The organism is Eubacterium sp. MSJ-33 (genome assembly GCF_022174665.1).
In the GTDB taxonomy this organism is placed as follows: domain Bacteria; phylum Bacillota; class Clostridia; order Lachnospirales; family Lachnospiraceae; genus Coprococcus_C.
Map to the genome: position 1 here is coordinate 901,809 of NZ_CP076562.1, position 25,666 is coordinate 927,474.

A 25,666-nucleotide genomic window follows, 5' to 3' on the forward strand; every position below is an offset into this window, starting at 1 on the left:
CCTCCTACGATTATTCCATCTGTTTTCTTTTTCAAATATGTCATGCAATCTGCGGTTTGTCAAGCAAAAGCTTAATGAGCAAACTGCGAGTTGTACAAATTCGTATAGAAGCCATTTTGTGCCATGAGCTGCTCATGATTCCCCTTCTCGATGATATTTCCATCCTTCATAACTAAAATCACGTCTGCCTCTCGAATAGTGGAAAGTCTGTGCGCCACGATAAAGCTTGTTCTGCCCTGCATCATACGATTAAATGCTTTCTGAATCCGAATCTCTGTACGTGTATCAATCGAAGATGTCGCCTCATCTAATATAAGCATCGGTGGCAACAGAAGCATAACCCGTGTGATACACAAAAGCTGTTTCTGACCCTGTGACAGATTGCCACCATCCTCGGCGATAACCGTATCATAGCCCTGTGGCAAACGACGGATAAAGCTGTCGGAATGTGCAAGCTTCGCTGCCTGTACAATCTCCTCATCCGTTGCATCCGGCTTTCCATACGCTATATTCTCACGGATTGTACCGCTCTTTAACCATGTTTCCTGCAATACCATACCATAATTCTGACGCAGGCTGTCTCTCGTCATATCTCGGATATCTGTACCATCCACAGAGATTGCCCCCGCATCTACATCGTAAAAACGCATCAACAGATTGATAAGTGTACTCTTTCCACAGCCGGTCGGTCCGACGATTGCTACACGCATACCAGGCTTTACAGAGAGGTTCAGGTCTGTGATTAGTTTTTTATCCTTCACATATGAGAAGTTTACATCATTAATTTCGATTGCTCCCTGTGTATCCTTCAACACATGTGCATTCTCTTTCTCCGGTATCTGTGGCGTCTCATCCAAAAGCTCAAACACACGTCCGGCACACGCCATCGCATTCTGAAGTTCCGTGATGACATTCGATATCTCATTAAACGGCTTTGTATATTGGTTTGCATAGCTTAAGAAGCATGTAAGCTGTCCAACGGTAAATCCGGTTGAAATCACGGAAACCGCACCGATGATACCAACTGCCGCATATACAAGGTTGTTGAGAAATCTCGTACATGGATTGACAATGGACGAATAAAAGGTCGCTGACATACTGTCTTTCTCCAAACGGTCATTGATCTCCCCAAAACGCTCCAACGCTTCATCCTCGTAGCCAAAAGCCTGAACGATCTTCTGCTGCCCGATCATCTCATCAACAAGCGATGTGATATCTCCACGTGTCTCAGACTGCCGGTGAAACAGATGATACGTCCGCTTCGCAATGAACGATGCCACAAACAAAGAAAGCGGTGTCAATACAATCACAACCAAGGCTATCGGTACATTTACGGCTATCATAAATCCAAGCGTTGCAAGAATCGTTACGATTCCGGAGAACAACTGCGTAAATCCCATCAGAAGTCCGTCTGCAAACTGATCAATATCCGATACGATACGGCTCACGATGTCACCATGTTTGTGTGAGTCGATATAGGAAAGCGGAAGCTCCTCCATATGATTGAACACTTCAATACGGATATCACGCACAACGGAGTATGTGATATGGTTGTTAATTATATTCATAAACCATTGCGAAAGCACTGTCACAACAGTTACCATCAAGAATGTATATATAATGTCTTTGATTCCATCAAAGTCAACCATTCCTTTTCCGACGATCAAATCAATCGCATCACCGGTCAGAATCGGTGCATACAAGGTAGAAGCAACGGTGATCATCGCACAGATAAAGGAAAAGACGACCAGAATACGATATTTTTTAATATGTGTCAGTACACGTTTTAATACGGCTTTGTCAAATCCCTGAAGCTTCTTTTTCTTATCCTTAGGCATTCTCCTTCACCTCCTTGTTCTGTGATGCATAGATTTCCTGATATACGGAACAATCTTTCATTAACGTATCATGATTGCCAATGCCTGCAATCTTACCATCATCCAAAACAACGATCTTATCTGCATACATAATCGATGATGCACGCTGCGATACAAGGAATACGGTTGTGTGATCTGTCTTCTCCTTGATTGCCTTCCGGAGAGCTGCGTCCGTTGCATAGTCAAGTGCGGAAGAACTGTCATCCAGAATCAGGATTTCAGGTTTCTTTACAAGCGCACGTGCAATCGTCAGTCTCTGTTTTTGTCCACCGGACAGATTCTTACCACCCTGATTCAGCATAAACTTAATACCGCCCTCTTTTTGCTGCACAAAATCCTCCGCCTGGGCAATAGAAAGTGCCTCCTCAATTTCCTCTTCCGTTGCGTCTTCCTTTCCCCATCTTATGTTATCTTCGATTGTTCCCGAGAAAAGCACTGCCTTTTGTGGAACAACACCGATTTTAGAGGTCAACTGCTCTTTCGGATATTTCTTTACATCCACACCATCGATTTTGACGCTTCCCTGTGTGCAGTCATAAAAACGAGGAATCAGATTCACAAGTGTGGACTTGCCGGAACCGGTACCACCGATAATACCAATCGTCTCGCCACGTTTCACCTTCAGGGAAAGTCCCTCGATGGAAGTTTCCTTTGCGTCCGCATAAGTAAGTCCGGCATCCACGAATTCTACCTTTGGAGTTTCTGTACCTGACACCTGCTCGACCGATGTTACCGGATATTCCTGGCTGCTTATCGTCTCAAAAATCACGCCCAGACGATTTGCACAGGCAACTGCCTTTGTCTCTGTAATAATCAGATTTGCAAGCTTCACAAGCTCAATCAGAATCTGTGACATGTAGTTTACAAGCGCATATACTTGTCCCTGCTTTAAAATACCGAGATCAACCTGCTTTGCACCACCCCAGATCAGCGCCACAATAGACAAATTGATGACTGCATATGTGAGTGGATTTAAGAAAGAAGAAATCTTTCCGACAAAAAGCTGTCCCTTTGTCAGGGCCTCTGTTACCTCAGCAAATTCTTCTTTTTCCTTCTTCTCCTGATTAAATGCCCGGATGACACGCACACCGGACAGGTTCTCTCTGGACTTCAATGTCACCGTGTCAAGCTTACTCTGCACTTTCTTATATAATGGAATGGATACAAGCATAATTCCAAATACAATTACGATCAGAACCGGAAGCGTGATAAAGAACACACGTGAGGCCTTTGCATTGACTGTAAATGCCATAATCGTTGCTCCAAACACGATAAAAGGTGAACGCATAAACAAACGCAGGAACATATTGATTCCCGTCTGTACCTGATTAACGTCACTCGTCATACGCGTAATCAGCGTTGCACTACCAAGCTTGTCAATCTCTGTATAGGAAAGTGTCTCAATATGCTTGAACAGGTCATACCGGATTTCCTTTCCGATTCCCATTGCGGTTTTTGCCGAAAAATACTGTGCCGTAATTGAACATCCCAGCCCGATCACGCCAAGCCCGACCATGACAAATGCCATCTTATAAATATATGGCTTATCATTTCCTGCGATACCATTATCAATAATTGCTGCCATAACAAGTGGTACTAAAAGCTCGAAGGCAGCTTCTAACATCTTGAATAACGGTGCTAAAATTGCTTTCCATCTGTAATTTTTGAAATAATGTAGTACTTGTTTCACTTTTTCTTCCTTTTCTCTTTCCCTTATTTTTTATTGACCTTTCAAACAAATTCCCTTAAACTATTATAGACAAGGATTATTCTTTTTCAATATAAAATCCAAAAAATGTAAAGGAGTATTTGATATGGATGATAAAAACAGACCATTTCCGGTTGACAACACCGATGATGACGACTACGTAGATATGGTATTAGACGATGGTACCGAACTGCATTGCAGTGTAATCGCAATCTTCCCGGTCGAAGGTCAACAGTATATCGCATTGCTTCCGGACAAGCTGATTGAAGGCTATGAAGAAGATGATGTATTTCTCTACCGTTATACGGACAAAGGAGATGACAACATCGAACTTGGCATGATTGATTCCGAAGAGGAATATGAGATTGTTGCCGATGCATTCGATGAGCTTTTGGACAACGAAGCTTACGAAGATATGTAATTTTTCTGTTTTCGCACGATATAAGACTGAGAAACACCCTATCTTTTAGAAAGATGGGTGTTTCTTATTTTTTACCCCATGTAATGTCCTGGACAAACCGGCTCGGTTCCTTCGCTTTGCCTGCAAGAATCTTCGGCACATAGATATGAAGTTCATGTCTTGCCCGCGTCATTGCCACATAAAACATCCGGCGTTCTTCTTCTAATTCAGCTGCCGTTTTTGCCTTTTTATATGGTGTTATCTCCTCCACAGCATCCAGAATGTATACCGTATCAAATTCCAGCCCTTTCGAGCTGTGCATCGTCATGAGATTCACACCTTTTCGCATATGGTTCTTTTCCTGTTGTTTTATGAGCACTTCCTTATAATCTCCTATAAATGCAAACATCTCTTCATAGCTTTGCATATCCTTGATCATATACGAAAACTCATCAAGCACATCATACATTTCGGAAGCATCCAGCTGCCGATACTCTGCATAAGCTTTGATATAACCGTCATACCCGACAAAATTGCGGATAAAATTCAGTGCCGGCCACGGGCGCATCTTACTTAACAGTTTCACATCGGCCATCAGTTTATCAAGATTTTCAACCAGTGACTCCTTGTTCCGCAATCGGAATCGAAGCTTATCATAATCAACCGGATCTTCCAGCAGAACATCCCGGCTGATATAACGGGATGGCTTGTTCACAATCCGAAGGAATGTCGCCCGGGACAAATCTCCCATCGCCATACGCATATAATCAAGCACATAACGAACTACAAAATGGTCAAACAGATTCGGCAATGTATCACTCAATGTATATGGAATATTATATTGATTCAGTTTATAGGCAAGTCTTCTCGGCTGCAGATTCGTACGATATAAAACCGCCTGTCTCTCATAATCAATTCCAGCCTGATGCTGTTCCCGTATTCTACGGATGATACATTCATTTTCCTCCGACTCATCCCTCACTGTATGTTTTTGCACGACTCCCGGCTCTTTCGATTCTGCCTGAAGCAGCTTCTTAAATCTCGTTTTATTTTTTTCAATCACCTGCACAGATGCCTGTACGATTCGAAAATCACACCGGTAATTCTCACCCAGATATACAATCCTGCATTCCGGGAAATCTTTTCGAAATTGCTGCATGATCTCCGGTCTCGCACCCCGGAATCCATAGACTGACTGATCATCATCCCCGACAATACATGCATTTTTACGTGGATAGGCAAGCATCCGGAAAATCTCATATTGTATGCGGTTACTGTCCTGAAACTCATCCACCATAATATACGGAAATAATCTCCGGCATTTCTCTAATATATCCGGTCTTTTGGACAAAAGATCATAGCAAAGCACCATCATATCGTCAAAATCAATCATCTTATATCGTTTCATCTGTTCATCCAGTCTACGATATAGCTCACGAAAGGCATACTCCGGCATATCTTTGCTATAATAATTTTCCACATCCATCATATCGCATTTCACAAGACTTATCTGAGAGACAATGCTGCTAATTATGTCTTCTTTATTCTCATAGCTTATGTTCATAGTCTGTAATAGCTGCTCGATCCATCTTCGTTTTTCTTCTTCGGAAATCACTTGCAGCATAGATGCCCCATATGCAGTTTTTAAAATCCAATAAAAGATGGAGTGAAAGGTTCCAAACCGAACCGGATATTCTTTACCCGGCGTCATTTTGCGAAAACGCTGCTGCATCTCGCCCGCTGCCGCCCGTGTAAAGCTTATAACAAGAATATCTGCGGGCGAAACACCCGCAGATTCTATAAGATACTTGATTCGTTGTGTAATCACAGTCGTCTTCCCGGAGCCGGGTCCTGCAATTACCATCATAGGTCCATCCACATGCGAAATCGCTGTAGACTGTGCCTCATTAAAATTCATATTATGCATTTGCTCCACAACACTTCTTATACTTCTTACCGCTTCCGCAAGGACATGGATCGTTACGTCCAACCTTTGGCGGCTTTACGATCGTCTTAGAAGATTTCTGAATCTTATACAACTCTTTTCTTCTCTCAGCAGTCAGAATCTTATCCCACTGTGGAAGTGTATACAACCATTCTGCGTTGCAGTCTACCATGTTCATATACAACTTCTCCGGATCAAATCCAAGTGCTACCTTTGAATCTTCCTCAAGATCATCAACATTATTCGGAACGATCAAGCTGTCCTCTATACCATCCAGAAATCCAACCATAAGTTCAATACTCATATTGTATTTTTCAGCCAATTCCTTAACTGTACCACTGACAATCTCAGCCGGTGTTTCTAATATCTGCTCATAAATTGCTTTTTCTCTCTGAAAATAGTCAAGCCAGAATTCCTTTCCTTCCGGTGTTCTATCATCAAGACTATATGCATGTTCACGCCATTTTGCTAATAAACTCATAACTGTACCTACACAGCCTGTATCCTGCACTGTGCTTTCCTTTCATTTTTTCATCTAACCTAGTATAGCAAACCATCCCTTATTTTTCAAGACCGATTCTGTCTATGATTTTGAAGGACTTTTCCAAGCCAAAGCACCACATAGATCAGAATTGGGACAATCATCAATAAGGCAAGACTCGGAAGGAAATACCTGCTTCCTGTCACACCTGTCACAATCACCAACCCAATCAATGCTATGATCAAAACGATTCCAACCCACGCCATCGCACGTAAAACCGGTCGTCTGCGTATACTTTCTTCATATGATTCTGTCTTCTTTTCTTCGTTCATACTCTACCTTGCCTGTCCTGTTTGCTATTACACATTTTATGCACTTACCTCTCCTTCGCACTACTCATAGCGAAGTGCATCAATTGGATTTAAGTTGGATGCCTTGACAGATGGAATAAATCCAAACACAATTCCGATTACCATAGAGAACACAACCGATACGGCGATTGCAGCTCCACTGATCGCTACCGGCACAGACGCAACATCCGAAATCAGATAAGCAAGTCCAACGCCGGCACCAACACCGATAATTCCTCCCATGCTTGTAAGCACAGCTGCCTCTGTCAGAAACTGAAGCAGTATTGCTTTCTTTCTCGCACCGAGCGCTTTCTTCAATCCAATTTCTCTCGTTCGCTCTGTTACGGATACCAGCATGATATTCATAACACCGATGCCACCAACAAGAAGCGAGATACTTGCGATCCAGATCAACTGCTGACTTGTAGAAGCACTGACCTCCTGCATCGCCTTTGCTGTCTCCAAAAGATCCTCACTCTTATACTTAAATGACGAGCCGCTATCCTCTGAATCCGAACCATCCTCACTGCTGGTTACGGGCATATAAGAATTCATAATATCCGCTGTTTTCTTACCAGCATTTGTCATCGCCTCAGTTCCTGCCGGCTTCACAACAATGTTGTATGGTTCATCAAACGAGAAAACCAAAGGCCAGTTTACATCTGTAATAAACACCTGACCCGATGTGGTATTTCCATAATAGGTATACCAGTCATTTATGTTGGTTACCTTCGGGGTAAATCCATCTAACTGCTCAACAACTCCGACAATGATAAACGGCTCCCCTTTGATTTCCAATGTTTTACCAATCGGATTCTCACTTGCAAACAAAGAATTGGCTGCCACCGTATCAAGGATTACAGATTTTGTATAGTTTGTCCAATCTTTCTCGTCAAACAATCGTCCTGTCTGAACAGTATATCCCATCACACTAAAATAATCTTTATCTACACCATAGACCGGTGCATTTCCAAGATCCTTTGTTCCACAGTTAATTCCCTCATACAAAGCACCATAACGGTAAGCTGCCACAGCTGTCACCTCATCAATATCCATTATTTGCTTCTTGATATCATCTGTTACCATCGGCATATTCTCCGGTGTAGAAGAATCTCCGGACGAATAGGTCCAATCCCCCTGATACAATTTTATATTCACGATATTGTTTCCTGAACCGACCAGATTCTCCTTGATCTGCTCACTTGTTCCCTTGATTGTCGATACGATTGCAATAATCGCCGCAATACCTATAATGATGCCTAACATGGTAAGAAGGGAACGCATCTTATGTGCCCAGATACCTTGGAACGATAATCTTATATTTTCTAACATAGACTGATTTCCTTTCTTATCAATTATACAGGTCATCCGTTGTCTTCTGTACAGTTTTTACACCTTCCACCGCCTCATCGAGATATGGAAATGCAATGTAATCCTGCATCGTCAGACCACCAAGTACCAAAACAGCGTCTCCGGATGTTTTATTGCCAACCTTAATGTAGGTCTTCTTCAATCTTCCGTCAACATCCTTCATAACATAGTAGTTGCTTCCTTCCTGCTTCATAAATGCTTTCGACAGATAAAAACCTCCACTTGTATCCTCTGAACCGGAATTCAAGGTTATCTCCATATACATATTCTGACTGATATCCGTTGCATCGTTTAACGCAATCTTGATCGGATAATATGTCTCAACTTTGGAATTATAATTGCTATATCCATCTGCCGGAAATGTAGAAATCTCCGTGATTGTACCATCATAATTCATTCCTGTATCATAACAGTACATGGATACGGTATCTCCTACCCTGACTGTTGACATCGCAAGTTCTCCGATCTGGCTCTCTACCAGATATCCATCTGCCGCGCTGACAACAAGAACCGGATTTCCACTGGAAGCAGCTTCATCCGCAGTTGTTACACTCTTAACCACACCATCAAAATTCGCAAGCACTTCTCCCGTTGAGTTCTGCAGTTCCTCCATCTGAAGCTTGACCTGCGCAATCTCGTACTGTGTCTGCATCGATTTGATTTCCTGCTCCTTCTGTGCAATCTGTTTTTTCAGTTCCTCCCTTGTCGGAGGCACATCTACATCCGGAATTTCATCCGGCTTGGGTGCATCAGAATCAGTTGCAATAATTGGTGCCTCAGTTGTCGGAATATCTTCTAACGGTGTTGTCTGCTTTAATTTTTCAAGTTCCCGTTGTGCATCAATAATTGACACACGTGACAACTCCAGTTCTGATTTTTGCAGTTGCAGCTGAAGATCATTTGCTGTCGTATCATAGACTAAAAGTACATCTCCCGCCTTTACGCTCTGTCCTTCCGTTACCTTAATCTCCGAAACAGACTGTTTCTTTCCGACATAGACCTTCTGCTCTGAATTCACTGTAACATTTCCGCTCAATGTACTGTTATCCCACATATTTGACGCATCATATCCAATCTCACTAACAGCATACACACCCACAGTCTTACTGTTCTGATTCTTCTGTTTTAAAAAATGAAGCGCAAAATAAATACCAGCGAGCACAACAATACAGGAAATAACAATAATAATGATTTTCTTCGTCTTATTCATGCTCATCACCTCCGGTCACCGGGGTTTGTGCCTGTTCTGGCTGTACAACTTCTGTCAAATTATCCTGTTCCTTCTGCGCTGACGCTGCATTCACAGGTTGTGCATCTCCCTCATATAATTCGCCATCAATGATTTTTACTACACGGTCCGCATAAGACGCGATCTCATCCGAGTGCGTTATCATAATGATTGTAACCCCCTGCTTATGAAGGGTATCAAACAACTCCATAACCTGCAGTCCGGATTTGGAATCAAGGGCTCCTGTTGGTTCATCAGCAAGCAGAATCTTCGGATCTGCCACCATTGCACGCGCAATTGCCACACGTTGCTTCTGTCCACCGGAAAGCTGTGTCGGTTTGAAATTGACACGATCTGCCAGATCAACCATCTCAAGCATTTCTTTCGCCTTTTGTTTTCTCTTTTTAATCGGCACCTTTGCATACTGTAGCGGAAGTGCTACATTGTCGAGCGCGCTCTGTCTTGGCAGCAAATTAAAATTCTGAAATACAAATCCAATCTTTTGATTCCGTACTGCCGACAGTTCTTTATCTTTGCATTTCTCAATCTCCACGTCATCAAGCAGATACGTTCCGGATGTTGGTTTATCAATACATCCAATAATGTTCATCAAGGTAGACTTTCCTGAACCGGACGGTCCCATGATTGCCACATATTCGCCCTCTTCTACACAGAGGTTGATATCTTTTAATACAGGGACTTCCATCGTACCCTGAATGTAATTTTTATAGATATTTTTGAGTTCCAGTAACACTATTGCACCACCTCGCTATCGCTGTCTGGCACAGGCTCTTCCTCCGGTGCAACCTCTTCAACCGAACCGTCAATACTATCCATATTGGCGCCATCATCAATGTTATTTATGATGCCATCATCTGTATAACCGTCCATGCTGCCATCATCCGTGTATCCATCATCATAAAAGGCATCTCCGCCGGTTGCATCCTCTATCGTATCGTCAATCACAACGTCCTCATAGTTATGTGTGACCTTCATGCCTTCCTTCACACGGTCTTCCGGGTATGCAATATAATCATCCTCTGTGAGTCCGGAAAGAATCTGATACCGCATCAAATTCTCGTCATATTCCCCAAGTTCTACCTTACGCTTCTCAATATAACCCTTGGCATTTTCTGCCCATACATAAGCGCCATCATCCTCCTGCATGATATAGAAATCATCCAGCCATAAACCTTCCTTTACATCACCCTGACCATAATCCGCCTCTACATACACATGCTGTCCAAGCATCAGACCATCTGTGTTGTCCAGACTAATATAAAATGGGTACTTTGTTGCTGTTGTTCCACCGGAGCCCATAAAATAACCATCGTTATTTCCATTGTCCGGATGTTCGAGATCAATCTTCGATACAGTACCTGTCCATGTAGAATCATCTACTCTGGAACGGATAATCATACTCTGTCCTTCGGACATACTACGGACTGTCAGCTCACTTGCGGTTGCCTTGATTCTATAATCACCCTTTGCCATGATTGTGATATAAGCATTGCTTGTAGAGTCTGAACTGTTGTTTGAATTATCATAGTTACTGTTATCATCGGAACTACTTGTCGAATTATTTTCATTAATCGTCTTAATAATGCCATCCATCGGTGCTACAACCTTTGTATTCTCCATGGATAACTTCTGGCGGTCAATCTCTAATTGCTTTGCACTTGCATCATAGTTTGCCTGATTAACCTGTGCCTGCAAATTCTGAATCTGCGCACTGTAGCCTAACTGTTCTTCGGCCGGCGCTGCTGCCTTCTCTGTTGTGAGTGAAGCAATCTGCTGGTTCAATGTTGCTATATTATTGTTGATGCTCGTAAGCTCCAATTCCAACTGGCGAAGCTGTAATTCCATTGACTCTGTATCATATTCAAATAAGACATCGCCTGCCTTGACTTCATCTTCTTCTTTTACATATAATTCCTTAATCTTCTTATCACTGTCTCGATTGACGCCTTTTACTTCCTGTGATTCCACAGTTCCCATATACCGGCTTTCCATGAGATCATATCCACCATTTAATTCAGATATCTTTGTTGCATATACTAGTTCCTCGTCAGATGTCTTTTTATTATGCAGAACATAATAGATAACACCGGCTGCACCTGCAAGAACCAGCAGCACTACAATTAAAATAATGATTCCTTTTTTCTTCATTTCCACACCTCTACTTTTCTTTTTTTATCAGGTGAAACCAATCCTGTATATGCTTTTCATATCCGAGATTCCCCGGCTTATAGAATGTTCTCCCTACTAACTGATCCGGCAGATACTGCTGCTCCACATAATGATTCTCATAATCGTGGGCATATTTGTATCCGACATTGCCAAGCTTTGCCGCTCCGGAATAATGTGCATCCCGAAGATGTACCGGCACCTGACAGTTTCCAACCTCTTTCACTGCATGCATCGCATCAAAAATCGCATTGACAACCGCGTTACTCTTCGGTGCACACGCCACATAGGTTGCTGCCTGCGTCAGTATGATCTGTGCCTCCGGCATTCCGACACGTTCCACTGCCTGTGCACATGCCGTTGCAACCTGTATTGCCTGTGGATCCGCATTGCCTACATCCTCACTGGCACAAATCATAATTCTTCTCGCAATAAATGTCACGCTCTCCCCTGCGTATAACATCTTTGCCAGATAGTATACAGCAGCATCCGGGTCGGACCCGCGCATACTTTTTATAAATGCAGAGATAATATCATAGTGATTATCCCCATCTTTATCATATCGTATAGAACGTCTCTGAATGCATTCTTCCGCAACCGAAAGATCAATCACAATCTTCCCGGTCTCCGGGTCACGTTCCGTCGACAGGATTCCAAGCTCAACCGCATTTAACGCATGTCTCGCATCCCCCTCCGACATATCAGCTAAAAAATCAACCGCTTCCTCTGTGATCTCTGCATCATAGCTTCCCATACCTTTTTCTGTATCGGTGACCGCACGATGCACCAATGTTTTGATATTCTCCTTTGACAGCGGTTTTAGCTGAAAAATAGAAGAGCGCGATATCAACGCAGAATTCACTTCAAAATACGGATTCTCCGTTGTCGCGCCTATCAGTATTACCGTTCCATCCTCCACAAACGGGAGAAGATAATCCTGTTGCGCTTTATTAAATCGATGAATCTCGTCTACAAAAAGAATCGTCTTTTTGCCATACATACCGAGATTGTCTTTGGATTCTTTTACAACTGCCTCAATATCCTTCTTCCCGGCAGTTGTTGCGTTCAGTTCCTTAAATACCGCGCTCGTCGTATTGGCTATTACCATGGCAAGCGTCGTCTTCCCCGTTCCTGGTGGTCCATATAAGATAATGGAGCTTAGCTTATCCGCCTGTATCACACGGTACAGCAGCTTATCCTTTCCAAGAATATGCTCCTGCCCCACTACCTCATCCAATGAAGTCGGTCGAAGCCGCTTTGCAAGCGGCGATTCTCCTTTCTTCATATTTGTCTCTCGCATATAGTCAAATAAATCCATTTACCTTTACCTAGATGATCTCAAGCTTACGAATCAAGCTGTCAAACTTCATGATGTCAATCGGTTTACACATGTACTCCTCATAATCATCACTCGCATAGCTTGCATCAAACCCTTCATCAAGTGCACTGATCATAATTACTTTACAGCGCTTGTCCCGCGGTGTACCAAGCTTCCGCTCCGCATCACGAATCGACGCCAGCGCCTTATATCCATCTATCTTTGGCATCATAATATCCATACAGATCAAATCAAATCTCTCGTTCGCGCTGACTGCATTTACAAATTCATCCACTGCCGCGATACCATCTCTTGCCAGCACGACTTCGCCGTACTTTGACAACAACTTCTGCATGAACTTTCCACTCGCCAAATCGTCCTCTGCTACCAATACTTTCATAACTGCCTCCCAATCCTGTTTTCACGCTTATTTTTCTATCCGAAGTAAACCCATCCACTTCCGAACATTATCCATATATTCTTCTTTGAATGATTTTTTATGGTAAAAAATTCTGCGTTCCAGTATATGGCTCATCGCCATACCTGTCACATTATTTGCCAAAACAGACGCAGAAAATACATCTGAGATTTCTCCTGCATCCATTGCGTTTTGGAACAACTGCTCTAGAAATACCAAACGTTCGGTAATGCACCATGCAATCTTCTCCCGCGTTTCCATGATGTGTAATAGCTCCTCATATTGAAGCATCAATGTTGAGATCGCGTAATAATTATCATAATAGGTCGCATACGCTTCCAGATACTCCATTATCTTCTCCACATTTGATGTTTCTTTTGCCTGCACGGTCTGACGAATTCCTTTGTCAAACTTGGAATATGTCTCGACCACCTCCACTAGCACTTCATCAATACCGCCAAAGTATTTATACAAAAGTGTCTCGGACATATTTTCCTTCAATGCAAGATTTTTAGTTGTAAGAGCTGATAATCCGGATTCGCTGATAATTTCGACTGCAGATGCAATTATTCTGTCTTTTCTTGAAACAAAGCTATCCCCCAATATTTTTCCTCTCCGTCCTGTTTTATCATATGTTCATTCTATGCCATTTGCCTTGTTTTGTCAATAAAATACAAAAATAGGAGCCATCCGTTTTAAACGGTGACTCCTACTTTGTTTCACTCAATAAATATAACAAATCCCAATTCAAAATTCAGTATAACAATGCATGCAGAATCTATAAAATATAGGTACCCTGTTACTTGATTAAGTTAAACTACTTGATAACAGTTACGTTTGTAGCCTGTGGTCCCTTCTCGCCATCAACAACATCAAACTCAACCTGCTGGTTCTCTTCAAGGTTCTTGTAACCTTCCATGTTAAGACCAGAGTAATGTACGAATACATCCTTGCCGTTCTCATCTGTGATGAAACCAAAACCCTTCTGACCGTTGAACCACTTTACTGTACCTTTTGTCATGACAAATCCTCCAATTTTTAAAATCGCATTTCTATCTGAAAATGCGTTTTAACAATAGCACACACACGTCCATTCGTCAAGCGTTTATGCTACAATATTTCCCAATTCTTTGTCATAAAAATAGACCTCATCTGACAAAAAATCAGTGTCTGAAACGACAAATTCATTTACTTCACGCAAGGTATTTTCCAGCAGAGTTTTTTCTCTTTTTTCGTTTGTCAGGCAGAGCAGTACCTCATTGACGCTGGATGGAACAATATACACATTTTTTCCCATCTGTTCTGCAAACTCCGCGACCACATCCTTATAGATCATCATCGTGGCCCCGTATATAAACTGCTGGTTGGACAAAATATAGACCTCTGGTTCTTCCGGGTAGGACTGTTCCTGTGGATACCGTGATTCCAGAAACTGATCTAACCGCATCAGAAATGGCGGAAATAACCGTAACGTATTTTCTCTCGCCACGTTATACAGTTCTTCCACTGTGATTGCAGCATTCTTCAGATTATCATAATTAATCAATGCAGATGCAATCCCGGCTTCATCCTTCCGTACCAGATAGCGGAATGTAATTGCCATATCATGAAATAGTATGTATGGACACTTCTCTAACATCTCCCGGTTGCGTTCATAATTTACAAGCCGTAAAAATACATGCTCCCGTATTGCGTCCATGTCAACAGCCAGCGTCTCCTGCTGTTCCATACATGCACGAATGCGTTGGTATTCTGTTGCAATCAGAGATAACACCTGCTCTATCGACTGGTTCTGCCTTACCATATACGCATGATACTGTTCCAGATAAATGGTCGGAGAAACACATTCTCCACACTGCAGAATAACCAGGCCTACATGTTCCACGCCATTGTTATGACATACGGTTTCCAAGCGGATCTGCTCAATTTCATACTGTAGTAGATATTCGCCAATGCTGTTTTGAACAGCATCGCAAAAAGATTTAAAATCCATACGCTCCATACTTAAAACTCCTTTATGTTTCTAAATAATTCGCGTAGGAAAATCCAGACCGGACATGTCTGAATGATGACAAACTCTATTATATTTTCTTTTTCAGCAAAGCACAACCACTTATAGTAAAGTTTTTAAAAATGCAACAAATAATTGCATTTCTTCATCTGTTCCAATACTGATACGCAGATAGTTATCAATACGCGGCTTGTCAAAATACCGGACAAATATTTTATGTTCTCTTGCTTTTTCAAATATCTCTTTTGCCGGAATTGTCTTATGTGACGCAAATACAAAATTAGCACTTGATGGAAGTACCGTAAACCCAAGTTCTTCTATTTCCTTCACAAACCAGGTTCTTGTATCTACTACCTTCTTGACCATCTTCTTGAAATAGTCATCCGCTTTGATTGAGCATGTTCCAAGCTCAATACTGGTCAAATCCATCGTATAAGAATTGTAGGAATATTTTACATCATTTAAATAACCAATCAGCTTTTCATTTCCTATCGCATATCCAATACGAAGTCCTGCCATCGAACGTGATTTCGAGAAAGTACGCACAACAAGCAGATTGTCAAACTCATCAAGAAGAGGCAGTGCTGTCTGTCCGCCGAAGTCCACATATGCCTCATCCACGATCACAATCACATCCGGGTTGTGGCTGACGATATCACGCACGAATTCAACCGGCTCTGCAATTCCGGTCGGTGCATTCGGGTTCGGAAATACAACACCACCATTTTCACCATAATAATCGGATGCATGAATACGGAAGTTCACATCGAGTGGTTTTGTCTCGTACGGAATCCGGAGCATATCTGCCCACACGTCATAAAATGAATATGTAATATCCGGGAAGAAGATTGGCTTTCCCGAATTGAAAAACGTCATAAAGGACATCGCAAGCACATCATCACTTCCAACACCGACAAACACCTGCTTTTTATCCACACCATGATACTGTGCAATCGCCTCAACTAATTTCGTTGCTGCCGGATCCGGATACAGACGCAGATTCGCTAATTCCACCTGCTTATCCAGCACTTCCGGTGCCGGTGGGTATGGATTTTCATTTGTATTCAGCTTGATAATGTCCTGTTCCTTCGGCTGTTCGCCCGGTACATACGGCACAACCTTTCGTATATTTGCTTCCCAGTTTCCCATAAGTCTCGTTCCTCCGTTTTCTAGGCTGTTTGTATTTCCATTTATTTCAGTCTCTTTAAGATTTCAAGAGTATATTCCCACGTTCTCTGCACGCTGTCAACATGCAATCTCTCGTTCGGTGTGTGGATATCATACATCTGCGGGCCATATGATACGCAATCCAGGTCTTTCATCTTATCCATAAATAGACCACATTCCACTCCTGCATGAATCACATCCAGTTTTGGTTTTTCTCCGTATAGTTCCTCGTAAACAGCAACCATCACATCACGTAACTTTGAATCCTGCTTATACTCCCATGCCGGGTATGCACCACTCTCCGTATACATTCCTCCCAAACGCTCACACAATGCTCGAATCTGTAAAGCAAGAAGATTCTTCTCACTGCCAACGCTGCTGCGCACAGAAAAGCCCATCTGCACTTCATCTTGTTTCATCGTGAGAATGCCAAGATTGAGTGACGTCTGTACCAGTCCCGGCATTGCATCACTCATCTTCTGCACACCGTTTGGAAGCAGAAAAAGCGCATCGATAATTGCATCGCCACTCGCACGGTTCATCGTCTCTACCACTGCCTCTGTGCATTCTTTCATCTTCAATGTCACATCCGGATCACTTACCTCATATTCATGGCTGATCGCGGCCTGCAGCGTCTGCACTGCCCGCTGTATGGCAGGCTGTTTTTCTGTTTCTGCGACAAATACTGCCTGTGCCGCACGTGGAATCGCATTATCCTTCTTGCCTCCATCGATTGACACAAGCCGGATATCTGCCACTGCCTGTATCGCTTTCAATGTTCTGCCAAGCACCTTGTTTGCATTTGCCCGCTGTTTAATAATCTCCATGCCGGAATGCCCACCGAGTAATCCATCCACGTCAAGCTGCATACATACCGGATGTGCCAGATCACAATTTTCCCACTGAACCGGCATATGGCAGACAGCCGTCATACCACCGGCACAACCAACCAGAAGCTGACCTTCGTCTTCAGAATCAAGATTCAGCATATACGACGCCTGCAGATCTTCTGTTGTGATTCCTGCCGCGCCAAGCATACCGATTTCCTCGTCGACCGTAATCACAACTTCAAGTGCCGGATGAGGAATATCATCGGCATCTAAGATTGCTAGCGCAAATGCAACTGCGATACCATCATCCCCGCCAAGGGTTGTCCGATCCGCATGGATTACATTTTCATCGAGCACCAGATCCAATCCCTGCGTATGAAAATCAATCTCCTTGTCATCCGTCTTCTCACAGACCATATCCATATGCCCCTGGATCATCACGACCGGTGCATCCTCATAGCCTCTTGTTGCCGGCTTCTTCATGATGACATTTCCAAGTGTATCCTGTCTGACATAGAGATTTCGTTTTTTCGCAAATGCAGCCAGATAATCACTGATTGCCTGTGTGTCTGAAGATCCATGCGGAATCCCACAGATTTCCTCAAAATAACGAAAGACCGCTTTCGGTTCTAACTGTGCAAGCACTGCCATTTTTCTGCCTCCTGACAATTCTATATTGTCCTACTTTTTCTTAATTGGTTTTATCTTATTTTCAAATGATTCAATAAATGCCTTCTGTTTTTCCTCACTGCACAAATGCTTATCCACATAAATCAATATCTCACGCAGCGTTTTCTGCGGCGAATACTGGCAGTTATTTCTTATAATTCCGACATCCCAGCCTTGTTCTTCCCATGCTTCGTCTGCTGCCTTTAACAGATCTTCTTCTGCACTGATTACCCGAAGCGGCGTATCAACACAATAAGAATATGGAGATTTTATATCCAGATAGATTCTCTCCGTACCAAAAATATCTCCCTCTGCGGAAGAAGTTGCGGCTATCACATCATAATATCCTTCTTCCACCGTAAACTTCTCCCGGTCCATATCGTAAGAAGCAAGTTTTGATGTCGGAATTTCAAACACGATTGTCTTCTTCTCTCCCGGAGCAAGCTTTACTTTCTCAAATGCCTTCAATTCCTTCTCCGGTTTTGGAAGTGTGCTGTATGGATCATGGATATAAATCTGTACCACTTCACTTCCAACACAATCTCCTGTATTTGTAACCGTCACCTTGGCTGTAATCTTCTCTGTATCGGACGTTACATAATCAAGTATACATGCAAATGATGTATAGGATAATCCATGCCCAAACGCATACCTTGGATGTATTTTCTTCTTGTCATAATAGCGATATCCAATATAGATTCCCTCACCATAGTTTACATGATATCCCTCTCCCGGAAAATTCATATAGGTTGGTGCATCTTCCAGACGCTCCGGAAATGTAATCGTCAGCTTTCCGGACGGATTCACAACACCTGCAATCATATCGGATAATGCCTTTGCACCCGCCATACCCGGAAGAAATGTACAAAATACCGTCTTCACATTCTCTGTCTCGATTTCCCGCATATCGACCGGTCCGCATGTATTTAACACCAGAATCACATTTTTATTCTGTTTTTTCAGCTCAGCCAGAATATCCAGATCCTCTCTGGCAAGGAACAGGTTCTCTCGATCATTACCCTCCATTCCCGAAATCACTGCAATAACAACAACATACTCTGCTTCTGCTGTATCTACAAGTTCAAAATATCGGGCAAACTCTGCTTTGACATCTCCGTGTCTGCTTGTATCAATTCCTGCTGAACCGGAACCACACTCTAACATCTGCTTGCTTCCACTTCCAAGGATTGCAAGCTTTGTCTGTTTTGCAAGCGGACAACTGCCATCATTTTTCAGAAGAACAATACCCTCACACGCTGCATCATAAGCTGCAGCATCTGTCTTCTCCAGAACAGCTTCGATTGGAAGTGCATCCACTTCTTCTTTTCTGTAATGCTCCAGAATCCATGAATAAACAGACAAAATCCGCTTGCATGCACGGTCAAGCACCTCTTCTGATACCTCACCGTTTTTCACTGCTTCATAAATTGCTTTAGGATTTGCAGGTCCCGGCATCGCAAGATCAGTTCCACCATCCAATGCCTTTGCCGGATCAAGTGCAGCGCCCCAGTCCGACATTACCATGCCTTCAAAGCCAAAATCATCCCGAAGCTTATCCTGCAGCAGCCATTTATTCTCTGTGCATCGTGCACCATTAATCTTATTGTAAGCGTTCATGATTGTTTTCGTGCCGCCCTCTTTTACACAGGCGCAAAATCCCGGCAGAAAGATTTCTTCCAGCGCGCGCTTGGTAATTCTCTCATCGATATCCAGACGATTTGTTTCCTGACTGTTTGCAGCATAATGTTTGACCGTTGCCGAAACACCATAACTCTGGATTCCCTTTACAATCTCAGGAGCCAGCTTTGTCACTAGATATGGATCTTCAGAATATCCCTCGAATAATCTTCCGTTTCTTGGATCTCTTAAAATATTCACATTCGGTCCAAGCAGAAAATGTACACCATACAGACAGCTCTCCATGCCGAGTGCCTCTCCAACCTTCCGGATTACTTCCGGCTTCCATGTACAGCCAAGCAGAATCCCCGGCGGATAACAGCCCGGTGCATAATCCTTTCCATTCAGTCTGGCATCCATATGTTTCTTGATCCAGCGATACAGAACTTTTTCTTTGTCTGTCAGTTTTTCCGGTTCAAAATAATTCTCGATTACATCAACCAGCATCGTGCTTCCAATCATATTGACCGATTTGCTTGTATCTGCATCAATTTCTTTTCTTTCTTCCGCATCCGACCAGTTTTCATACTCCGTCATGTCTCCAAACACCTGTTCCAGATTCATACCGGTTGCTCCATCCAACGTCTGCATACGCGGAATATCCAGCCGTTCAACCGGATATGTTCCAAAGAACGTAGCGCCATTCACCAAATGTGCTTTCTCATCCAATGTCATCTTTTCTACCAATTCATCTATTTTTTTGGTCATTCGAACTTCCTCCTTATAGTATGGTAAAATTTTTTTCTTTTATGCTGTCAAAGCAAAATATGCGATTACCGCAATACCCAGTATAATCCGGTAAACACCAAATGCCTGGAAATCATGTTTTTTGATGTAGCTCATCAGGAACTTGATGACAACGAGTGATACAGCAAATGCAACAGCACAGCCAACGATCAGGATAACAAGTTCCGAGCTTGTGATTGCCACACTCATCTTGATTACCTTCAAAAGTGAATACCCAAACATAACCGGAACTGCCAGGAAAAATGTAAATTCAGCAGCAGCCACACGGGATACACCAATCAGCAGTGCACCGATAATCGTTGAACCGGAGCGGGATGTACCCGGAACAATGGATAATACCTGAAAAAGTCCAATTAAAAGCGCTGTCTTATACGTGATATCCTCCAGCTTCTCTACCTTTGGTGTCCGCTTCTTGTTCCAGCGTTCCACGATAATAAATACAATACCGTAGAAGATCAGAGCACCTGCAATCACATATGGTGTCTCAAAATGTGCACTGATATAATCATCAAAAAGCAGCGTCACAATTGCACCCGGGATGCAGGCAACAATAACCTTAAACCACAGTGAGAACTTTTCCTTCACACAGACAGGTTTCGTCTTGTCCTTCATCTGGAACGGCCACATTTTGTCCCAGAACAACAGGATTACCGCAAGAATCGCACCAAGCTGAATCACAACAAAGAACATATCCTTAAACTCATCGGATGCCTGAATCTGAATAAACTCATCTACCAACAGCATATGGCCGGTACTACTGATCGGGAGCCACTCGGTGATTCCCTCTACGATACCTAAAAATACGACCTTCAAAATCTCTACTAAACTTAACATGTTTTCCTCCTGCATACACATAGGTGCATGCCTGCATTATTTATTTTTTATTTTTTCTTCTATCGCATGGATCACTGTTTCCAGTGCTTTGATCCGCGCGTATTTTTTATCATTGGATTCCAGAATCTTCCAAGGTGCATACGTCGTGTTCGTCTTCCGGAGCATCTCATTCACTGCCTCCTCATATGCATCCCACTTCTCGCGGTTCCGCCAGTCCTCCTCTGTAATCTTCCATTGTTTCTCCGGAGTATTCTGACGAAGTGTAAACCGTTCTAACTGGGTATCCTTGTCAATCTGCACCCAGAATTTTACGATGACTGCCCCCCAGTCATTAAGCTCTTTCTCGAACTCGTTGATCTCGTTGTAAGCCCTCTGCCAGTCGTTCTCAAAACAGAAACCTTCCAAACGCTCCACCATCACACGTCCATACCAGGTACGGTCAAAGATTGCAATATGCCCGCTCTTTGGCAGTCTCGTCCAGAATCGCCACAGGAAATGCCGGTTCTTCTCATGCGGCTCCGGACTTGCAATCGGATACACTTCATAGCCACGTGCATCGAGTGCCGACGCAATCCGCTTGATATTGCCACCCTTTCCGGCAGCATCCCAGCCCTCGTAAGCAATAATAACCGGAATCTTTTTCCGATAGATTACATTATGAAGCTCCGACAACCGCTTTTGCAGTTTCGACAGCTTCTCCTGATATTCTTCCTCGGTAAGCGATTTATTCAAATCCACATCCGCAAGCTTTGGGATTGGTGCCAAAGGGAACAGGTTCGGCAGAATCGGAACTGCCCTCCCATTATTCGCAAGCGCTGTCTCGATATTCTGATTGATACGCTCTAAGATCTGCAGTTCCGCCCATTTCTTGCTTTGGGCATCGACCGCATACCACGGTGCATACGACTGGTTTGTCTGCTCCATGTATTCCTGATAGGCTTCCGCACACTTCTTATGTTTTTTGTTCTGCCACAAGTCTTCTTCTGAGACACGCCATGCGGTGTTCTCGTCTGCAAGCAGTTCCTCCATCCGCTTCTTCTGCTCTTTCTCATCGATATAGAAGAAGAATTTCAGGATTGTGTAACCATTGTCAGAAAGCGTGCGTTCAAATCGTTTCACGCTGCGGATCCTCTTCTCAAACGTTTCATCATCCAACTGCTCATGTACGCGGTCTTTCACAATTTCTTCCATCCAGCCTCCATCCATGAATGTAAACTGCCCATTCTCCGGAATCCTTTTAAAATACCTGTACAAAAAAGGTTTCCGAAGCTCGGTCGGTTCCGGCTGTTCCATCGTCTCAACATGAAAAAAACGCGGATCCATATTCTTAATGATCTTACTCAGCACACTGCCCTTCCCGGCAGCGCCAAAACCTTCCAGCACAACAAGTACCGGTATCTTTGCTTCTTTGACCTTGATCTGTAAGGTGGCAAGCTTCTCTCTCGCTGCAGACAATCGTTCCTTGAGTTCCTCATCCTTCGGTTTCGTGATTGATGCAATCGTTTTCTCCATAGGCATCCTCCTTCTTACCTCTTACGGCAAATCGACAAAATGGAACTTCTTTCTTCCCTGTGCATAGTCATCAACGATATGACCATCGCCAAATAATTTATATTTATAGCTGAGCAGTCCCTCTAATCCAACCGGACCTCTCGCATGTAATTTACTTGTACTGATACCGACCTCTGCGCCGAATCCATAACGGTAGCCGTCGGCAAACCGTGTAGAACAGTTCTGGTATACGCCTGCCGAATCAACCATTCGCATGAAATGCAACGCTGTCTCCTTATTCTCCGTTACAATACTATCCGTATGATGAGAACCATGCCGGTTGATATGATCGATTGCCTCATCCACCGACGCTACAACCTTGGCTGAAAGAATATAATCAAGGTACTCCGTATCATCATCCTTCTCCGTTGCAGGTATGCAATCTACAAGTGCCTGAATCTCCTTTGTTCCACGAAGCTCAACTTTCTTCTCTTTGAGTGCCTGCGCAAGCTTCGGAACCAGATTTTGTGCAATATCCTTGTGTACCAGTAAGGTCTCTACGGTATTGCAGGCGCTGACATACTGCGTCTTTGCATCTAAGATAATCGGAATCGCCTTCTCGATATCTGCATCCTTATCCACATAGATATGGCATATTCCATCCGCATGCCCCATAACCGGAATATTCGTATGGCTCATAATATACTGTACAAATGCATTTGATCCACGCGGGATTAACAGATCAACTGAACCCTGACATGTGAGCAGCTCATTGATCTCACTTCTTGCTTCGAGCTGCAGCATGCAGTGCTCCGGAAGTCCCGCTTCCCGTACCGCTGCATAGATCGTATCAAATAAAATCTTGTTGCTCTTTGCAGCCTCACTGCCACCCTTTAAGATTACACAGTTTCCACTCTTGATACAGAGTGCAGATATCTGCACGAGTGCATCCGGTCTTGCCTCGAAGATTACACCGATCACACCAATCGGGCACGTCTCACGGTACAATGTAAGCCCTTCATCAAGTTCTCTTGCAAGCTTCGTCTGAAACAACGGATCCGGCATCTGCACCAGATCGTGAATGCCATTTATAACATCGCGCAGCTTTCCCGCGTCGAATTTCAGACGCTTTAAGACAGGAGCTGCAATCCCATCTGCCTCTGCCTGTTCCATATCCTGTCTGTTTGCTTCAAAGATTGCATCCTTGTTATCCGTCAATGCTTTCGCAACTGCCAAAAGTGCCTGGTCGCGAAGCTCTCCGGTTGTACCTGCCAGCTTTGGGCTGGCAAGCTTTACAAGTCCTGCCTGTTGTTCTATCGTCATATGCTCCTCCTTACTGTGCATTCCACCAAGATTTTCAAACGCACATTGCTTTTCCAACTTTCTTTTTTCTATATCCACTCACTATCGAATAAAATTCGTCTGATTGGAGCGATCCGCTGTCGGTGGCACAAGTCCCTTCTCTCTACCGGCTTCTAAGCATTTTAATACCCATGCCATATTATGTCCAAGATTCCGCATCGTCTGCATCCCCTCGAGATCCTTCGCCGCATCCTCTGCGCATCTTCCATGTACCTGGTTCCAATAAGTAGAACCAACCGTGATCATCTGCGTAATACCGAAATATTTGTTCAGCACATCAAATGTCGTTGCTGTACCTCCACGTCTGGCAACCGCCACCGAAGCACCCGGTTTATGTGCAAAATGCTTGCCGCTGCTATAAAATACCCGGTCTAAAAATGACTGGATCCGTCCGCTTGGATGCGCATAGTAAACAGGGGTGCCAAATATGTATCCATCCGCCGTTTTTGCCTTCTCCACAAAGGCATTTACTGCATCGTCCGAGAAGATACATCCATTCTCCGTACACTGTCCGCAGCCAAGGCAATCTGCGATCGGCCCACCACCGATCTGAAAAATCTCATATTCTACACCATCTTCTTCGAGTGCCTTTCCAACCTCGTTCAAAGCTGCCATCGTTGTTCCGTTAATATGGGAGCTTCCGTTTAACATCAAAACTTTCATCTTATATATCTACTCCTTTCAAACTTTGCACAATCCATATAATGTGTACATCCACACGGCACATGAAGTGATACCGCGCCGGACGTATTTTGTGAACGGTTATTTATCCTCGTTCTATCATCATCCAAGTGCTACATCGAGCACCATCATCAGCGCAAAGCCAATCGCTGTCCCGATCGTTCCGATATTCGTATGCTCACCTGCCTGTGCTTCCGGAATCAGTTCCTCCACAACGACATAGATCATCGCACCGGCCGCAAAAGACAGAAAATACGGAAGGATCCGCGTCATCTGTGCTGCAAGCAGAATCGTCAGAAATCCGAACACAGGCTCCACTGCACCGGATGCCATGCCACATAAGAAGGCTTTTGGCTTTCCCATTCCCTCGCCCTTTAACGGCATGGAGACAATCGCACCTTCCGGGAAATTCTGAATTGCAATACCAAGTGACAGGGCAAACGCACCCGTAATCGTAATTCCTGCATTGCCCGCAAGCGCACCCGCGATCGTAACGCCGACCGCCATACCTTCCGGTATATTGTGCAAAGTAATTGCAAACAGCATCATCATGGTCTTACTAATCTTCGTATGTACGCCTTCCGGTTTATCGCTGTTTAAGTGCAGATGCGGAATCAGGGTATCCAATAACAATAAAAATGCGATGCCCAGCAAAAAACCGACTACCGCGGGCACCCACGCGATGCCCCCCTGTGCCACCGTCATATCAATAGAAGGAATCAGAAGTGACCAGACAGACGCCGCAATCATCACGCCGGACGCAAAACCGAGCAACGCTTTCTCAAGCTTCGGAGCAATCTTTTCTTTCATAAAAAATACCATTGCCGCACCAAGAGTTGTTCCTATAAAAGGTATGCCAAGGGCAATCAATATATTCATATATGCCTCCTTATTTCATAGATATTCATATTATA

23 protein-coding genes are annotated in these 25,666 nt (G+C 43.6%); 1 reads left to right on the forward strand and 22 read right to left on the reverse strand.

Going from position 1 to position 25,666, the window contains the following annotated elements:
* Window positions 1-71: 71 nt before the first annotated feature.
* Both KP625_RS04190 and KP625_RS04195 read right to left on the reverse strand, forming a co-directional pair.
* Window positions 72-1,838 (reverse strand): ABC transporter ATP-binding protein, encoded by a 1,767-nt coding sequence (locus KP625_RS04190; RefSeq protein ID WP_238299514.1) that lies wholly within the window; start codon window positions 1,836-1,838, stop codon window positions 72-74.
* Window positions 1,831-3,567 carry an ABC transporter ATP-binding protein gene (locus KP625_RS04195; protein ID WP_238299515.1) on the reverse strand — a complete coding sequence of 579 codons (1,737 nt, stop codon included), beginning with the start codon at window positions 3,565-3,567 and terminating at the stop codon, window positions 1,831-1,833. The genes KP625_RS04190 and KP625_RS04195 overlap by 8 nt, the downstream gene beginning before the upstream one ends.
* Before the next feature lie 124 nt (window positions 3,568-3,691).
* On the opposite strand from KP625_RS04195, the gene KP625_RS04200 reads away from it, so the two are divergent.
* Window positions 3,692-4,006 (forward strand): DUF1292 domain-containing protein, encoded by a 315-nt coding sequence (locus KP625_RS04200; protein ID WP_238299516.1) that lies wholly within the window; start codon window positions 3,692-3,694, stop codon window positions 4,004-4,006.
* Between the two features lie 64 nt (window positions 4,007-4,070).
* Here KP625_RS04200 and KP625_RS04205 read toward each other — a convergent pair whose 3' ends face one another.
* The 20 genes from KP625_RS04205 to KP625_RS04300 all read right to left on the reverse strand — a co-directional run bounded on the left by KP625_RS04205 (window position 4,071) and on the right by KP625_RS04300 (window position 25,631).
* Window positions 4,071-5,903, reverse strand: coding sequence for an ATP-dependent helicase (locus KP625_RS04205; RefSeq protein ID WP_238299517.1), 1,833 nt, complete (start codon window positions 5,901-5,903; stop codon window positions 4,071-4,073).
* Between the two features lies 1 nt (window position 5,904).
* A complete protein-coding gene (locus KP625_RS04210; RefSeq protein WP_238299518.1) occupies window positions 5,905-6,411 on the reverse strand; it encodes an SEC-C metal-binding domain-containing protein in 507 nt (168 codons plus the stop codon).
* Between the two features lie 86 nt (window positions 6,412-6,497).
* On the reverse strand, window positions 6,498-6,743 hold the full coding sequence (locus KP625_RS04215; RefSeq protein ID WP_238299519.1) for a hypothetical protein: 246 nt from the start codon (window positions 6,741-6,743) through the stop codon (window positions 6,498-6,500).
* 60 nt (window positions 6,744-6,803) lie between these two features.
* On the reverse strand, window positions 6,804-8,093 hold the full coding sequence (locus KP625_RS04220; protein WP_238299520.1) for an ABC transporter permease: 1,290 nt from the start codon (window positions 8,091-8,093) through the stop codon (window positions 6,804-6,806).
* 19 nt (window positions 8,094-8,112) lie between these two features.
* On the reverse strand, window positions 8,113-9,342 hold the full coding sequence (locus KP625_RS04225; protein ID WP_177971317.1) for an efflux RND transporter periplasmic adaptor subunit: 1,230 nt from the start codon (window positions 9,340-9,342) through the stop codon (window positions 8,113-8,115).
* Window positions 9,335-10,114: an ABC transporter ATP-binding protein gene (locus tag KP625_RS04230; protein WP_305000017.1), complete on the reverse strand. Its 780-nt coding sequence runs from the start codon at window positions 10,112-10,114 to the stop codon at window positions 9,335-9,337. The genes KP625_RS04225 and KP625_RS04230 overlap by 8 nt, the downstream gene beginning before the upstream one ends.
* Window positions 10,114-11,529 (reverse strand): efflux RND transporter periplasmic adaptor subunit, encoded by a 1,416-nt coding sequence (locus KP625_RS04235; protein WP_238299521.1) that lies wholly within the window; start codon window positions 11,527-11,529, stop codon window positions 10,114-10,116. The genes KP625_RS04230 and KP625_RS04235 overlap by 1 nt, the downstream gene beginning before the upstream one ends.
* A gap of 10 nt (window positions 11,530-11,539) precedes the next feature.
* Window positions 11,540-12,865, reverse strand: coding sequence for a replication-associated recombination protein A (locus KP625_RS04240; protein ID WP_238299522.1), 1,326 nt, complete (start codon window positions 12,863-12,865; stop codon window positions 11,540-11,542).
* Between the two features lie 10 nt (window positions 12,866-12,875).
* On the reverse strand, window positions 12,876-13,265 hold the full coding sequence (locus KP625_RS04245) for a response regulator (RefSeq protein ID WP_238299523.1): 390 nt from the start codon (window positions 13,263-13,265) through the stop codon (window positions 12,876-12,878).
* Window positions 13,266-13,292: 27 nt separating this feature from the next.
* On the reverse strand, window positions 13,293-13,886 hold the full coding sequence (locus tag KP625_RS04250; protein ID WP_238299524.1) for a TetR/AcrR family transcriptional regulator: 594 nt from the start codon (window positions 13,884-13,886) through the stop codon (window positions 13,293-13,295).
* A 214-nt stretch (window positions 13,887-14,100) separates the two neighbouring features.
* Window positions 14,101-14,304: a cold-shock protein gene (locus tag KP625_RS04255; protein WP_178016552.1), complete on the reverse strand. Its 204-nt coding sequence runs from the start codon at window positions 14,302-14,304 to the stop codon at window positions 14,101-14,103.
* Window positions 14,305-14,388: 84 nt separating this feature from the next.
* Entirely contained in the window at window positions 14,389-15,276 is an 888-nt protein-coding gene (locus KP625_RS04260; RefSeq protein ID WP_238299525.1) for a DUF5688 family protein, read from the reverse strand.
* Between the two features lie 120 nt (window positions 15,277-15,396).
* Entirely contained in the window at window positions 15,397-16,443 is a 1,047-nt protein-coding gene (gene hisC / locus KP625_RS04265; protein WP_238299526.1) for a histidinol-phosphate transaminase, read from the reverse strand.
* Window positions 16,444-16,484: 41 nt separating this feature from the next.
* Complete coding sequence (locus tag KP625_RS04270) at window positions 16,485-17,942, reverse strand: aminoacyl-histidine dipeptidase (protein WP_238299527.1); 1,458 nt, start codon at window positions 17,940-17,942, stop codon at window positions 16,485-16,487.
* A 30-nt stretch (window positions 17,943-17,972) separates the two neighbouring features.
* Complete coding sequence (locus KP625_RS04275) at window positions 17,973-20,345, reverse strand: beta-glucosidase (protein ID WP_238299528.1); 2,373 nt, start codon at window positions 20,343-20,345, stop codon at window positions 17,973-17,975.
* Window positions 20,346-20,384: 39 nt separating this feature from the next.
* Window positions 20,385-21,218: an undecaprenyl-diphosphate phosphatase gene (locus KP625_RS04280; protein WP_238299529.1), complete on the reverse strand. Its 834-nt coding sequence runs from the start codon at window positions 21,216-21,218 to the stop codon at window positions 20,385-20,387.
* A gap of 36 nt (window positions 21,219-21,254) precedes the next feature.
* A complete protein-coding gene (gene pap / locus KP625_RS04285; RefSeq protein ID WP_238299530.1) occupies window positions 21,255-22,730 on the reverse strand; it encodes a polyphosphate:AMP phosphotransferase in 1,476 nt (491 codons plus the stop codon).
* A 21-nt stretch (window positions 22,731-22,751) separates the two neighbouring features.
* Entirely contained in the window at window positions 22,752-24,032 is a 1,281-nt protein-coding gene (locus tag KP625_RS04290; protein WP_238299531.1) for a glutamate-5-semialdehyde dehydrogenase, read from the reverse strand.
* A gap of 81 nt (window positions 24,033-24,113) precedes the next feature.
* Window positions 24,114-24,734 (reverse strand): flavodoxin family protein, encoded by a 621-nt coding sequence (locus KP625_RS04295; RefSeq protein WP_177970062.1) that lies wholly within the window; start codon window positions 24,732-24,734, stop codon window positions 24,114-24,116.
* 120 nt (window positions 24,735-24,854) lie between these two features.
* On the reverse strand, window positions 24,855-25,631 hold the full coding sequence (locus KP625_RS04300) for a ZIP family metal transporter (RefSeq protein ID WP_238299532.1): 777 nt from the start codon (window positions 25,629-25,631) through the stop codon (window positions 24,855-24,857).
* Between the last annotated feature and the right edge of the window lie 35 nt (window positions 25,632-25,666).